This window comes from Pseudomonas sp. DTU_2021_1001937_2_SI_NGA_ILE_001, assembly GCF_032463525.1.
Lineage (GTDB): Bacteria > Pseudomonadota > Gammaproteobacteria > Pseudomonadales > Pseudomonadaceae > Aquipseudomonas.
Window position 1 is genome coordinate 2923671 of the sequence record NZ_CP135971.1, and the last position, 13832, is coordinate 2937502.

At 65.4% G+C, this 13832-nt stretch carries 10 protein-coding genes; all 10 read left to right on the plus strand.

Features of this window, described 5'->3' with window-relative positions:
* Nucleotides 1-262: 262 nt before the first annotated feature.
* The 10 genes from RRX38_RS12405 to RRX38_RS12450 all read left to right on the plus strand — a co-directional run bounded on the left by RRX38_RS12405 (nt 263) and on the right by RRX38_RS12450 (nt 13746).
* Nucleotides 263-1885 (plus strand): ABC transporter substrate-binding protein, encoded by a 1623-nt coding sequence (locus RRX38_RS12405; protein WP_315959466.1) that lies wholly within the window; start codon nt 263-265, stop codon nt 1883-1885.
* Between the two features lie 230 nt (nt 1886-2115).
* On the plus strand, nt 2116-3699 hold the full coding sequence (locus RRX38_RS12410; RefSeq protein ID WP_410524824.1) for an ABC transporter substrate-binding protein: 1584 nt from the start codon (nt 2116-2118) through the stop codon (nt 3697-3699).
* A gap of 42 nt (nt 3700-3741) precedes the next feature.
* Nucleotides 3742-5337: an ABC transporter substrate-binding protein gene (locus RRX38_RS12415; protein WP_410524825.1), complete on the plus strand. Its 1596-nt coding sequence runs from the start codon at nt 3742-3744 to the stop codon at nt 5335-5337.
* Between the two features lie 115 nt (nt 5338-5452).
* Nucleotides 5453-6463: an ABC transporter permease subunit gene (locus tag RRX38_RS12420; RefSeq protein ID WP_295473096.1), complete on the plus strand. Its 1011-nt coding sequence runs from the start codon at nt 5453-5455 to the stop codon at nt 6461-6463.
* 28 nt (nt 6464-6491) lie between these two features.
* The gene (locus tag RRX38_RS12425) at nt 6492-7400 is read left to right on the plus strand and encodes an ABC transporter permease subunit (RefSeq protein ID WP_295473236.1); all 909 of its coding nucleotides are present in this window, start codon (nt 6492-6494) and stop codon (nt 7398-7400) included.
* Nucleotides 7401-7410: 10 nt separating this feature from the next.
* Nucleotides 7411-8379: an ABC transporter ATP-binding protein gene (locus tag RRX38_RS12430; protein WP_295473098.1), complete on the plus strand. Its 969-nt coding sequence runs from the start codon at nt 7411-7413 to the stop codon at nt 8377-8379.
* Nucleotides 8379-9353 carry a peptide ABC transporter ATP-binding protein gene (locus RRX38_RS12435; protein ID WP_315959468.1) on the plus strand — a complete coding sequence of 325 codons (975 nt, stop codon included), beginning with the start codon at nt 8379-8381 and terminating at the stop codon, nt 9351-9353. The genes RRX38_RS12430 and RRX38_RS12435 overlap by 1 nt, the downstream gene beginning before the upstream one ends.
* 123 nt (nt 9354-9476) lie before the next feature.
* Nucleotides 9477-11414 (plus strand): acetate--CoA ligase, encoded by a 1938-nt coding sequence (gene acs / locus RRX38_RS12440; RefSeq protein ID WP_315959469.1) that lies wholly within the window; start codon nt 9477-9479, stop codon nt 11412-11414.
* A 189-nt stretch (nt 11415-11603) separates the two neighbouring features.
* Nucleotides 11604-12470, plus strand: a complete 867-nt coding sequence (locus tag RRX38_RS12445; protein ID WP_295473103.1) for an oxygenase MpaB family protein — start codon at nt 11604-11606, stop codon at nt 12468-12470.
* Nucleotides 12471-12567: 97 nt separating this feature from the next.
* Nucleotides 12568-13746 carry an acetyl-CoA C-acetyltransferase gene (locus RRX38_RS12450; RefSeq protein ID WP_315959470.1) on the plus strand — a complete coding sequence of 393 codons (1179 nt, stop codon included), beginning with the start codon at nt 12568-12570 and terminating at the stop codon, nt 13744-13746.
* The last annotated feature ends 86 nt before the right edge of the window (nt 13747-13832 follow it).

Genomic DNA, 13832 nt, shown 5'->3' on the forward strand with positions numbered 1-13832 from the left:
CCCGGTAACACACCGGGCCCCATTCGGGTGCATCGTACACATCTGTCCGATACATTTTGATGCACGTTAGGCGTAAACTCCGCCGCGCAAACGATCAACCGGGCAGACTTTGTACACATTTGCGACATTCCTGTACGAACGTCCCATCCTGGCGCGCTTATCTGACGTCAGTTTTCCAATTTGGGTATATACCCTGCATGACGCCCTTTCTGGTGCAGCGCATTGCTGCCCGAATCCAAAGTGACAATAAATTGAGGCCAACATGCTCAAACACGCGCTTGTTCCGTTTTTCGTCAGTGCCGGCCTGCTGGCCGGCGCGCCCCTCGCACAGGCCGCCGGTAACCTGGTGTTCTGCTCCGAAGGCAGCCCTGCCGGCTTCGACCCTGCCCAGTACGTGGCCGGGACCGATTTCGATGCCAGTGCCGAAACGATCTTCAACCGCCTGACCCAGTTTGAGCGTGGTGGCACCGCTGTCGTACCGGGCCTGGCGACCAGCTGGGACATCGCTCCGGACCTGCTCACCTACACCTTCCACCTGCGCAAGGGCGTGAAGTTCCACACCACCCCGTGGTTCAAGCCTAGCCGCGATTTCAACGCCGACGACGTGCTGTTCACCTTCAACCGCATGATCGACAAGGACCAGCCGTTCCGTAAGGCTTACCCGACCGAGTTCCCGTACTTCACCGACATGGGCATGGACACCAACATCAAGCAGATCGAAAAGCTCGATGACTACACGGTCAAATTCAGCCTCAACACCGTCGACGCCGCGTTCATCCAGAACCTGGCCATGAGCTTCGCCTCGATCCAGTCCGCCGAGTACGCCGCCAAGCTGCTCAAGGAAGGCAAGCCCGAAGAGATCAACCAGAAGCCGGTCGGCACTGGCCCGTTCGTGTTCAAGAGCTACCAGAAGGACTCCAACATCCGCTACACCGGCAACAAGGAATACTGGAACCCTTCCGACGTTCGCGTCGACAACCTGATCTTCGCCATCACCACCGACCCGTCGGTGCGCATGCAGAAGCTCAAGCGCAACGAATGCCAGGTCACCGCCTATCCGCGCCCGGCCGACCTCGAAGGTCTCAAGGCCGACAAGAACCTGCAGATGCCCGAGCAGGCCGGCTTCAACCTCGGCTACATCGCCTATAACGTCTCCGACAAGGTCAAGGGCAGCGATGCCCCCAACCCGCTGGCCCAGCTGAAGGTGCGCCAGGCGCTGGACATGTCGGTCAACAAGCCGGCGATCATCAGCGCGGTGTACCAGGGCGCGGGGCAACTGGCGGTCAACGCCATGCCGCCGACCCAGTGGTCCTACGACACCACCATCAAGGATGCCCCGTACGACCTGGAGAAGGCCAAGACCCTGCTCAAGGAAGCCGGCATCAAGGAAGGCACCGAGATTTCCCTGTGGGCGATGCCGGTCCAGCGTCCGTACAACCCCAACGCGCGCCTGATGGCCGAGCTGATCCAGGCCGACTGGAAGAAGATCGGCATCAACGCCAAGATCGTCAGCTACGAGTGGGGTGAGTACCTCAAGCGCGCCAAGGCCGGCGAAATCGGCGCCATGCTGATCGGCTGGAGCGGCGACAACGGTGACCCGGACAACTGGCTGGGCACCCTGTTCGGCTGCGACGCGGTCAACGGCAACAACTACTCCAAGTGGTGCGATGCCTCCTTCGACAAGCTGATCAAGCAGGCCAAGTCCACGCCGGGCCAGGACCAGCGCACCGTGCTGTACAAGCAGGCGCAGCACATCCTGAAAGACGCGGTACCGATGACCCCCATCGCGCACTCCACCGTGTACCAGCCGATGCGCGCCAACGTGCTGGACTTCAAGATCAGCCCGTTCGGCCTCAACTCCTTCTATGGCGTGGGCGTGAAGTGATGCACGGGTTCCGGGCATGAAGCCGCTCGCCAGGCGTCGTGTCCGGAACCGCCTCAAAGACGTTTCCTACAAGACTTGCATCCATTGGACCGACATACCGCACGTATCGTCCGACATACAGTGCAACGCTCAAGTCGCCAGCCCCAGGCATGGCGTGACGAGCCCACGGCCAAGGCGAGCACCTGACTCGCCTGTGCCTTGAGAAAGGGAAAATCATGCGCTCGATCATCATGAAGACATCACTCATCAGCCTGGCCCTGCTGGCCGGTTCTCCCGCCGCCATGGCCGCCAACAGCCTGGTGTTCTGTTCCGAAGCCAGTCCGTCGGGCTTCGACAACGCCCAGTACACCTCGGCCACCGACGGCGATGCCGCCTACCCGCTGTACAACCGCCTGGCCGAATTCGAAAAGGGCGGCACCGTCGCCGTACCGGCATTGGCCAAGTCCTGGGACGTTTCCCCCGACGGCCTGGTGTATACCTTTCACCTGCGTGAAGGCGTGAAGTTCCACAGCAACGCGCAGTTCAAGCCAAGCCGCGAATTCAATGCCGATGACGTGCTGTTCACGTTCAACCGCATGCTCAAGGCCGACCATCCGTTCCGTGTCGCCTACCCCACTGAATTCCCCTATTTCACCGGCATGGGCCTGGACAAGAAGATCCGCTCGGTGGAAAAGACCGACCCCATGACCGTGGTCTTCACCCTCAATACCGTCGATGCCGCGTTCATCCAGAACCTGGCGATGAACTTCGCCTCGATTCTCTCCGCCGAGTACGCCGAGCAGCTGATGGCCGCCGGCAAGGCTCGCGACATCAACCAGCTGCCGATCGGCACCGGCCCGTTCACCTTCCAGCGCTACCAGAAGGACGCGCAGATCCGCTACAAGGGCAACCCGGACTACTGGGACCCGCAGCAGGTCAAGCTCGACCAGTTGATCTTCTCCATCAATACCGACCCATCGGTGCGCTTGCAGAAGCTGCGCAAGAACGAATGCCAGGTCACCCTGCACCCGCGTCCGGCCGACGTCCCCGCGCTCAAGCAGGACCCACAGCTGAAAGTCCTGGAAAGTCCCGGCTACAACCTCGGCTATATCAGCTACAACGTGCGCCACGCGCCGCTGGGCAACCTGCAGGTGCGCCAGGCCCTGGACATGGCGGTGAACAAACAGGCGATTCTCGACGCCGTCTACCAGGGCGCCGGGCAACTGGCGGTCAATGGCATGCCGCCGACCCAATGGTCCTATGACAGCAGCATCAAGGACGCCCCCTTCGACCCGGACAAGGCGCGCCAGATGCTGCGCGACGCCGGGGTCAAGGAAGGCACCGAGCTGACCCTGTGGGCCATGCCCGTGCAGCGTCCCTACAACCCCAACGCGCGGCTGATGGCCGAAATGCTCCAGGCCGACTGGGCCAAGGTGGGCATCAAGGTACGCATCGTCAGCTACGAATGGGGCGAATACCTCAAGCGCACCAAGAACGGCGAACACGACATTTCGCTAATCGGCTGGACCGGCGACAACGGTGACCCGGACAACTGGCTGGGCACCCTCTACAGCTGCGCCGCAATCGGCGGCAACAACTACTCGATGTGGTGCGACGAGCAGTACGACAAGCTGATCAAGGCCGCGATTGCCACCACCGACCGCGACAAGCGCACCGCGCTGTACCAGCAGGCGCAACGCTACCTGAAGCAGCAGGTGCCGATCACGCCCATCGCCCACTCCACCGTCAGCCAGCCGCTGCGGGCCAATGTCCAGGGCTTCGAAGTCAGCCCTTTCGGACGCAACAGCTTTTTCGGCGTGAGCCTGGCGGACTGATCCGCCGGGCATGACCCACGGGCGAGCAAAGGAGCACCGACCTTGAAACCGACATTCCTGCACTGGCCACTGGCCCTGGCGCTGTCCTGCGCCGCCAGTGTCACCCTGGCCAAGCCCCTGGTGGTGTGCACCGAAGCCAGCCCCGAAGGCTTCGACATCACCCAGTACACCACGGCGGTGACCGCCGACGCCTCGGCGGAAACCCTGCTCGAACGCCTGGTGGCCTTCGCCCCCGGCACCACCGACCCGGTGCCCGGCCTGGCCGAGCGCTGGGAGATCAGCGACGATGGCCTGCAATACACCTTCCATCTGCGCCGTGGAGTGAAATTCCACACCACCGACTACTTCACCCCCAGCCGCGAGATGAACGCCGACGACGTGCTATGGAGCTTTCAGCGCCAGCTCGACCCGGCCCACCCCTGGCACAAGCTGACCTCGATCGGCTTCCCGTACTTTGAAAGCATGGGCTTCGGCCAACTGATCAAGCAGGTAGAAAAGCTCGACGAGCACACCGTGCGCTTCACCCTCACGCGCGCCGAAGCGCCGTTCCTGCGCGACCTGGCCATGCCGTTCACGGCCATCTACTCGGCCGAGTACGCCGATCAATTGCTCAAGGCCGGCAAGCCGGAGCAGCTCAACAGCCGCCCGGTGGGCACCGGCCCGTTCATCCTGACTCGCTACGCCAAGGACGCCCAGGTCCGCTTCAAAGCCAACCCGCACTACTGGAAAGGCCCGGTGCCCAGCGAAGCGCTGATCTTCGCCATCACCCTGGACAGCAATACCCGGCTGCAGAAGCTCAAGGCCAACGAATGCCAGGTAGCGCTGTACCCCAAGCCCGATGACATCGAGACCATCAAGGCCGACCCGAAACTGGCCATCGACGAAATGGAAGCCATGATGGTCAGCTACGTGGCCTTCAACACCAGCAAGCCCTGGCTCAAGGACCTGCGGGTACGCCAGGCCATCAACCTGGCATTCGACAAGCAGGCCTTCATCGACGCGCTGTTCGGCGCCGGCAAGGCCACTGCCGGGGTCGGCCCGTACCCGCCGACCCTGCTGGGCTTCGACCATCAGGCGCGCAACCCGGCCCCGGACCTGGCGAAGGCCAGGGCGCTGCTCAAGGAGGCCGGCGTTCCGCAAGGCCAGGTGTTCACCCTGTTCACCCGCAATGGCGGCGGGGTCACCAACCCCAATCCGTCCCTGGGCGCGCAGATGCTGCAGGCCGACCTGGCGAAGATCGGCCTGAAGGTCGACATTCGCGTCATGGAATGGGGCGAAATGCTGCGCCGCGCCAAAAGCGGCGAACACGACATGGTGTTCGCCGGCTGGGCCGGTGACAACGGCGACCCGGACAACTTCCTGACCCCGATGCTCAGTTGCGAAGCGGCGCGCAATGGCGAGAATTACGCCCGCTGGTGCAACCCAGAATTCGAAGCGGCGATCAACGCCGCGCGCGCCAGCAACGAACCTTCCGCGCGGGCCGACCTCTACGGAGAAGCACAGCGGGTTTTCATCCGCGAGCTGCCGTGGATCAGCCTGGCCTACCCCAAATTGTTCGTCGCAAGACGGCAAAACGTCGACGGCTTCCACATCAGCCCGTTGACCAACAACAACTTCACGACCACGAGCGTGAAGTAGATAACGACACCGCCGACTCCGACAGGAACGACCAGCCGCGCAGCCACCCTACTCCGGTGCTGCGTGGCCAGGCCACGGCGGATTTGCCTGACCGGCCGAAGAGGAACACCAAGAAATGCTGAGTTTCATTGCCCGCCGGGTGGGGTTGCTGATTCCCACCTTTTTCGGGATCACCTTGCTGACCTTCGCCCTGATACGCCTGATCCCTGGCGATCCGGTGGAAGTGATGATGGGCGAACGCCGGGTCGACCCGGAAATGCACGCCCAGGCCATGGAGCGCCTGGGCCTGAACAAGCCCCTCTATGAACAGTACATCGACTACGTGGGCAAGCTGGCCCAGGGTGACCTCGGCGAGTCGCTGCGCACCCGCGAGAGCGTATGGCGCGAGTTCCTCTCGCTGTTCCCGGCCACCGTCGAGCTGTCCCTGGCGGCGCTGCTGTTCGCCGGCACCGTCGGCCTGCTGGCCGGGGTGATCGCGGCGCTCAAACGCGGCTCGCTGTTCGACCACGGGGTGATGGGCATTTCCCTGACCGGCTATTCCATGCCGATCTTCTGGTGGGGCCTGATCCTGATCATGTTCTTCTCGGTGTCGCTGGGCTGGACCCCGGTGTCGGGGCGTATCGACCTGCTCTACGACATCCCGCCGGTCACCGGTTTCATGCTCATCGACACCCTGCTCAGCGACGAACAGGGCGCGTTCCTCGATGCGCTGCACCATATGATTCTGCCGGCCATCGTGCTGGGCACCATCCCGCTGGCGGTGATCGCGCGCATGACCCGCTCGTCGATGCTTGAAGTGCTGCGCGAAGACTACGTGCGCACCGCTCGCGCCAAGGGCCTGTCGCCGGCGCGTGTGGTGTTCGTCCACGGCCTGCGCAACGCACTGATCCCGGTGCTGACCGTGTTCGGCCTGCAAGTCGGCACGCTGCTGGCCGGTGCGGTGCTCACCGAGACCATCTTTTCCTGGCCCGGTATCGGCAAATGGCTGATCGAAGCCATCGGCGCCCGTGACTACCCGGTGGTGCAGAACGGCATCCTGCTGATCGCCTGCCTGGTGATCCTGGTCAACTTCGTGGTGGACATCCTCTACGGCCTGGCCAACCCACGCATCCGTCATCAACGCTGAGGTCAATGCCATGAGCGAACATCCAGTCATGAGCAAGGCCGCGACCAGCGTGGTCGACCAGAGCCTGCTCTACCCCTCTCCACTGAAAGAATTCTGGCAAGCCTTCGCCCGCAACAAGGGCGCGGTGGCCGGCCTGGCCTTCATGCTGCTGATCGTGTTCAGCGCGCTGTTCGCGCCCTGGGTCGCCCCGCACGACCCGAGCGAGCAGTACCGCGACTTCCTGCTCACCCCACCGGCCTGGCTGGAGGGCGGCCAGTGGCAGTTCATCCTCGGCACCGACGAGCTGGGCCGCGACCTGCTCTCGCGGCTGATCCACGGCGCGCGGCTGTCGCTGCTGATCGGCCTGTCGTCGGTGGTCATGTCGCTGATTCCGGGCATCCTGCTGGGTCTGCTGGCCGGGTTCTTCCCGCGCTTCATCGGCCCGTCGGTAATGCGCCTGATGGACATCATGCTGGCCCTGCCCTCGCTGCTGCTGGCGGTGGCCATCGTCGCCATCCTCGGCCCCGGCCTGATCAACACCGTGATCGCCATCGCCATCGTTTCGCTGCCGTCCTACGTGCGCCTGACCCGCGCTGCGGTGATGGGCGAGCTGAACCGCGACTACGTGACCGCCGCACGTCTGGCCGGCGCCACCCTGCCACGCCTGATGTTCATCACCGTGCTGCCCAACTGCATGGCGCCGCTGATCGTGCAGGCCACCCTGAGCTTTTCCTCGGCGATTCTCGACGCCGCCGCCCTGGGCTTCCTGGGCCTGGGCGTGCAACCGCCGACCCCGGAGTGGGGCACCATGCTGGCCTCGGCGCGCGACTACATCGAACGCGCCTGGTGGGTGGTGAGCCTGCCGGGCCTGACCATTCTGCTCAGCGTGCTGGCAATCAACCTGATGGGCGACGGCCTGCGCGACGCGCTGGACCCGAAACTCAAGAACGCGCTCTGAGGAGGCCGACATGTCCCTGCTTGAAATCAACAACCTCAGCGTGCGCTTCGGCGACGCCAATGCCGTGCCCGTGGTCGATGGCCTGTCGCTGAGCGTAGAGCGCGGCGAAGTGCTGGCCATCGTCGGCGAATCCGGCTCGGGTAAATCGGTGACCATGATGGCGCTGATGGGCCTGATCGATCACCCCGGCATCATCCAGGCCGACGCCCTGCGCTTCGACAACCAGGACCTGCTGAGCCTCAGCGCCCGGCAACGGCGCAGGATCATCGGCAAAGACCTGGCCATGGTCTTCCAGGACCCGATGACCGCGCTCAACCCCAGCTACACCGTGGGCTACCAGATCATCGAAGTGCTGCGTCAGCACCTCGGGCTGTCCGGCAAGGCCGCGCGCCAGCGCGCCCTGGAGCTGCTGGAGAAGGTCGAGATTCCGGGCGCTGCCCAGCGCCTGGACGCCTACCCGCACCAGTTGTCCGGCGGCATGAGCCAGCGTGTGGCAATCGCCATGGCCATCGCCGGCGAACCCAAGCTGCTGATCGCCGACGAGCCGACCACCGCCCTGGACGTGACCATCCAGGCGCAGATCATGGAGCTGCTGCTGAGCCTGCAGAAAGAGCAGGACATGGCTCTGGTGCTGATTACCCACGACCTGGCCGTGGTGGCCGAGACCGCCCAGCGTGTGTGTGTGATGTACGCCGGCCAGGCGGTCGAGGTCGGCCAGGTGCCCGGCCTGTTCGACATGCCTGCGCACCCCTACAGCGAAGCGCTGCTGGCGGCGATTCCCGAGCACAGCCTGGGCGCCGAACGGCTGGCCACCCTGCCCGGCCTGGTGCCGGGCCGCTATGACCGGCCACAGGGCTGCCTGCTGTCACCGCGCTGCCCCTACGTGCAGGACAACTGCCGCACGCAACGCCCGGCGCTGGATGCCAAGGCCCACAGCCTGGCGCGCTGCTTCTATCCCTTGAACCAGGAGGTGGCGTGATGAGCGTCGTACTGACTGCCCGCGACCTGCATCGCCACTACGAAGTCTCCCAGGGGCTGTTCAAGGGCAACGCCACTGTGCGTGCCCTGAATGGCGTGTCGTTCGAACTGGAAGCCGGCAAGACCCTGGCGGTGGTCGGCGAGTCCGGCTGCGGCAAATCCACCCTGGCCCGCGCCCTGACCCTCATCGAAGAGCCGTCGTCCGGCTCGCTGCAGATCGCCGGCCGTGAAGTCGCCGGGGCCAGCAAGGCGGACCGCAAGCAACTGCGCCGTGACGTGCAGATGGTCTTCCAGAGCCCCTACGCCTCGCTCAACCCGCGGCAGAAGATCGGTGACCAATTGGGCGAACCGCTGCTGATCAACACCGACCTCAGCCGTGCCGAGCGCCGCGAGCGGGTCCAGGCGATGATGAGCCAGGTGGGCCTGCGCCCTGAGCACTACCAGCGCTACCCGCACATGTTCTCCGGCGGCCAGCGCCAGCGTATCGCCCTGGCACGGGCGATGATGCTGCAGCCCAAGGTGCTGGTGGCCGACGAACCGACCTCGGCCCTGGACGTGTCGATCCAGGCCCAAGTGCTGAACCTGTTCATGGACCTGCAGGCCGAGTTCCAGACCGCCTACGTGTTCATTTCCCACAACCTCTCGGTGGTGCGCCACGTGGCCGACACGGTGCTGGTCATGTACCTGGGCCGCCCGGCGGAAATGGGCCCCAAGGAAGCCATCTACGAGCGTCCGCTGCACCCTTACACTCAGGCGCTGCTGTCGGCCACCCCGGCGATTCACCCCGACCCGCTGAAGCCGAAGATCCGCATCGCCGGCGAGCTGCCCAACCCGCTCAATCCGCCTTCGGGCTGCGCCTTCCACAAGCGCTGCCCGTATGCCACCGAGCGCTGTGCCATCGAGGTGCCCGCACTGCGTGAGCTGGACCGCCGCCAAGTGGCCTGCCACCACGCCGAGCAATTCGTCGCCGCTTGACCCGCCCCTCCCCACCTGCCCCGCGGTTTCGCCACCGCGGGTGCGGTTGAACCCCTTGAATCGCGAACAGCTCCTATTCTTGTAAGCACCTTCTTGCAAGCCACCAAGAACAAGGAAGCCGTCATGTTCGAGATCAGCGATTTCCCCCAGGCTGATGCAGTGCGTCGTGCCGCCAGCCTGAGCCCCGAGGCTTACCAGCGCCTGTACCGCCAGTCGGTGGACCAGCCGGAGCAGTTCTGGGCCGAACAGGCCAAGGCCCTGCTCGACTGGCAGGCGCCCTTCACCGAGGTCTGCCAGGCCGACCTGCACAGCGGCCAGGCCCGCTGGTTCGCCGGTGGCCGGCTCAACGTCAGCTACAACTGCATCGACCGCCACCTGGCCAGCCGTGGCGACCAGCCGGCGATCATCTGGGAAGGCGACAACCCTAGCGAATCGGCGGAAATCACCTACCGCAAGCTGCACCACCACGTGGCGCGGCTGGCCAACGTACTCAAGCGGCGCGGGGTGAAAAAAGGCGACCGGGTGTGCATCTACATGCCGATGATCCCTGAGGCCGCCTACGCCATGCTGGCCTGCGCGCGCATCGGTGCGGTGCATTCGGTGGTGTTCGGCGGCTTTTCGCCGGAGGCGCTGCGCGACCGCATCCTGGATGCCGACTGCCACACGGTGATCACCGCCGACGAGGGCGTGCGCGGCGGCAAGTACATTCCTCTCAAGAGCAACGTCGACAAGGCGCTGAAAAGCTGCCCGGATGTCAGCACCGTGCTGGTGGTCGAACGCACCCAGGGCGAGATCGACTGGGTCAAGGACCGCGACCTCTGGTACCACGAGGCCCTGCACGGCATCAGCGACGACTGCCCGCCCGAACCGATGGACGCCGAGGACCCGCTGTTCATCCTCTACACCTCGGGCAGCACCGGCAAACCCAAGGGCGTGTTGCACACCAGCGGTGGCTACCTGCTGCAGGCCGCCCTCACCCACAGGCATGTATTCGACTACCAGGACGGCGAGATCTTCTGGTGCACCGCCGACGTCGGCTGGGTCACCGGACACAGCTACATCGTCTACGGCCCGCTGGCCAACGGCGCCACCACACTGATGTTCGAAGGCGTGCCCAACTACCCGGACGCCTCGCGCTTCTGGCAGGTGATCGACAAGCACCAGGTGAACATCTTCTACACCGCGCCCACCGCCCTGCGTGCGCTGATGCGCGAAGGCCCCGGCCCCTTGCAGAGCACCTCGCGGGCCAGCCTGCGGGTGCTGGGCAGCGTCGGCGAACCGATCAACCCGGAAGCCTGGGAGTGGTATTTCCGCCAGGTCGGCCAGGAACGCTGCCCGATCGTAGACACCTGGTGGCAGACCGAGACCGGCGGCATCATGCTCAGCCCGCTGGTCGGCGATCCACGCATCAAGCCCGGCTGCGCCACGCGTCCGCTGTTCGGCGTGCAGCCGGTGCTGCTCGACGACAAAGGCCAGGAAATCCAGGGCCCCGGCAGCGGCCTGCTGGCGATCAAGGCCAGTTGGCCGGGGCAGATCCGCAGCGTGTACGGCAACCCGCAACGCATGCTCGACACCTACTTCAAGCCCTACCCCGGCTACTACTTCACCGGCGACGGCGCACGCCGCGACGAAGACGGCGACTACTGGATCACCGGGCGGGTCGACGACGTGCTCAATGTGTCCGGCCACCGTATCGGCACCGCCGAGGTGGAAAGCGCCCTGGTGCTGCACGACAGCATCGCCGAAGCCGCGGTGGTGGGTTACCCGCATGATGTGAAGGGCATGGGCATCTACGCCTTCATCACCCCGATCAACGGCGTAGAGCCTGACGAGACCTTGAAGAAGGAACTGCTGGCGCATGTCAGCGCCGAGATCGGCAGCTTCGCCAAGCCGGAGCTGATCCAGTGGGCACCGGCGCTGCCCAAGACCCGTTCGGGCAAGATCATGCGGCGCATCCTGCGCAAGATCGCCTGCAACGAACTGGACAGCCTCGGCGACACCTCGACCCTGGCCGACCCGAGCGTGGTCGATGAGCTGATCGACAAGCGCCTGAACCGCTGAGCAGACGCCAGGTTGTGAAGCAGTGACGGATAAGAAATGACCTATGGGAGCGCGCTGGCTCGGGCATCCGAGTGCGGCATTTTTCGCGAGCCAGCTCGCTCCCACCACCGGCCCAGGCTTCACCACCAGACTCGCGCCCATCAGCCGACGCCGCTATCCTGCGACGGTCTTCGCTTTTTATCGGTCATCATGGAATTCATTCGCCGTCGTCTCGAAGCCCAGGTGCTCAACCTCACGGGCCTGGCCCTGGGTCAGCTGGACCTGGAAAACCCCAAGGGCGACCCCGGGCTGTTCGGCCCCGAGGCAGTGTGCTGGCGGGTCAACGGCGACTTCACCAGCATGCTGATCGGCGGTATCAGCGCGCTGATGCTGCAGGCCCTGCACCCCCTGGCGCTGGCCGGGGTGTGGGACCATTCCAGCTTCCGCCAGGACATGCTCGGCCGCCTGCGCCGCACCGGGCAGTTCATCTCCGGCACCACCTACGGCTCGACCCGTGATGCCGAATGGCTGATCGACAAGGTGCGGCGCATCCACCTGCAGATCACCGGCACCGCGCCCGACGGCCGGCCCTATGCCGCCAGCGACCCGCACCTGCTGACCTGGGTGCACGTGGCAGAGGTGAGCAGCTTCATGGCCGCCCACCTGCGCTACCTCAACCCGCAGCTGTCGCTGGCCGAGCAGGACACCTACTTCGCCGAGACCGCCCGCGTGGCACAGCTGCTTGGCGCCCGCGACGTGCCGCAATCGCGCCAGGCCATCGACGCCTACCTCACGCGGATGCGCAGCGAACTGCTGTGCGACGCACGCAGCCATGAGGTGGTGCGCCTGCTGCTCGCCGAGCCGGCGCCCAATCCGTTGGTGGCGCCGTTCGGCAAGCTGATGATGCAGGCCGGCATCGACCTGCTGCCCGACTGGGCCAGCGCCATGCTCGGGCGCCAGCAGAGTCCGCGTAAGCGCGCACTGGTCCGCGCTGCCGTACGCCAGGTGGCACCGCTGCTGCGCTGGGCCGTGCGCAATGGCTCGGTACACCGCGCCCGACGGCGCATGGCCGGCTGAGGGGATGACCGGCAGGTTCTGCTGGCGCGCTTGGCCGTCATCTGTGCCAAGATGAGCCACGCATCGCCCTTCGCCAATAACAATCAGGAGCAGCAGCATGCAAGACGTCGTTATCGTAGCCGCCACCCGCACCGCCATCGGCACCTTCCAGGGCTCGCTGGCCAGCGTACCGGCCGTGGACCTGGGCGCGGCGGTGATCCGTCGCCTGCTGGAAACCACCGGGCTCGACGGCGCGCTGGTCGACGAAGTGATCATGGGCCAGGTGCTCACCGCCGGCGCCGGGCAGAACCCCGCCCGTCAGGCTGCGGTCAAGGCCGGGCTGCCGTTCAGCGTACCGGCCATGACCCTCAACAAGGTCTGCGGCTCGGGGCTCAAGGCACTGCACCTGGCCGCCCAGGCGATCCGCTGCGGCGACGCCGACATCGTCATCGCCGGCGGCCAGGAGAACATGAGCCTGGCCAACTATGTGCTCCCCGGCGCCCGCACCGGCCTGCGCATGGGCCACACCAACCTGGTCGACACCATGATCAGCGACGGCCTGTGGGACGCCTTCAACGACTACCACATGGGCATCACCGCCGAAAACCTGGCCGAGCAGTACCAGATCGACCGCGACGCCCAGGACGCCTTCGCCGCCGCCTCGCAGCAGAAAGCCCTGGCCGCCATCGAGGCCGGCCGCTTCGCTGCCGAAATCACCCCCATCATGATTCCCCAGCGCAAGGGCGAGCCGCTGCGCTTCGACACCGACGAGCAGCCGCGTGCCGGCACCACCGCCGAGACCCTGGGCAAGCTCAAGGCAGCGTTCAAGAAAGATGGCACGGTGACCGCCGGCAATGCCTCGTCGCTCAACGACGGTGCGGCGGCGGTGCTGCTGATGAGCGCCGCCAAGGCCGAGCAACTGGGCCTGCCGGTGCTGGCGAAAGTGGCAGCCTACGCCAGCGCTGGCGTCGACCCGGCGATCATGGGCATCGGCCCGGTCAGCGCCACCCGCCGCTGCCTGCAGAAGGCCGGCTGGAGCCTCGACGAGCTGGAGCTGATCGAAGCCAACGAAGCCTTCGCCGCCCAGGCGCTGTCGGTGGGCAAAGAACTCGGGTTCGACCCCGAGCGGCTGAACGTCAACGGCGGCGCCATCGCCCTCGGCCACCCCATCGGCGCCTCGGGCTGCCGGGTGCTGGTGACCCTGCTGCACGAAATGATCCGCCGCGACGTGCACAAGGGCCTGGCGACCCTGTGCATCGGCGGTGGCCAGGGCGTGGCCCTGGCCCTGGCGCGCTGAGGCAGTGGCGTTGCATCGGCCATTTCGCCGCTAACGCCCACAGCGCGCGTTGACCGGTAGGACCGGCTTCAGCCGGGTAGCTTTTC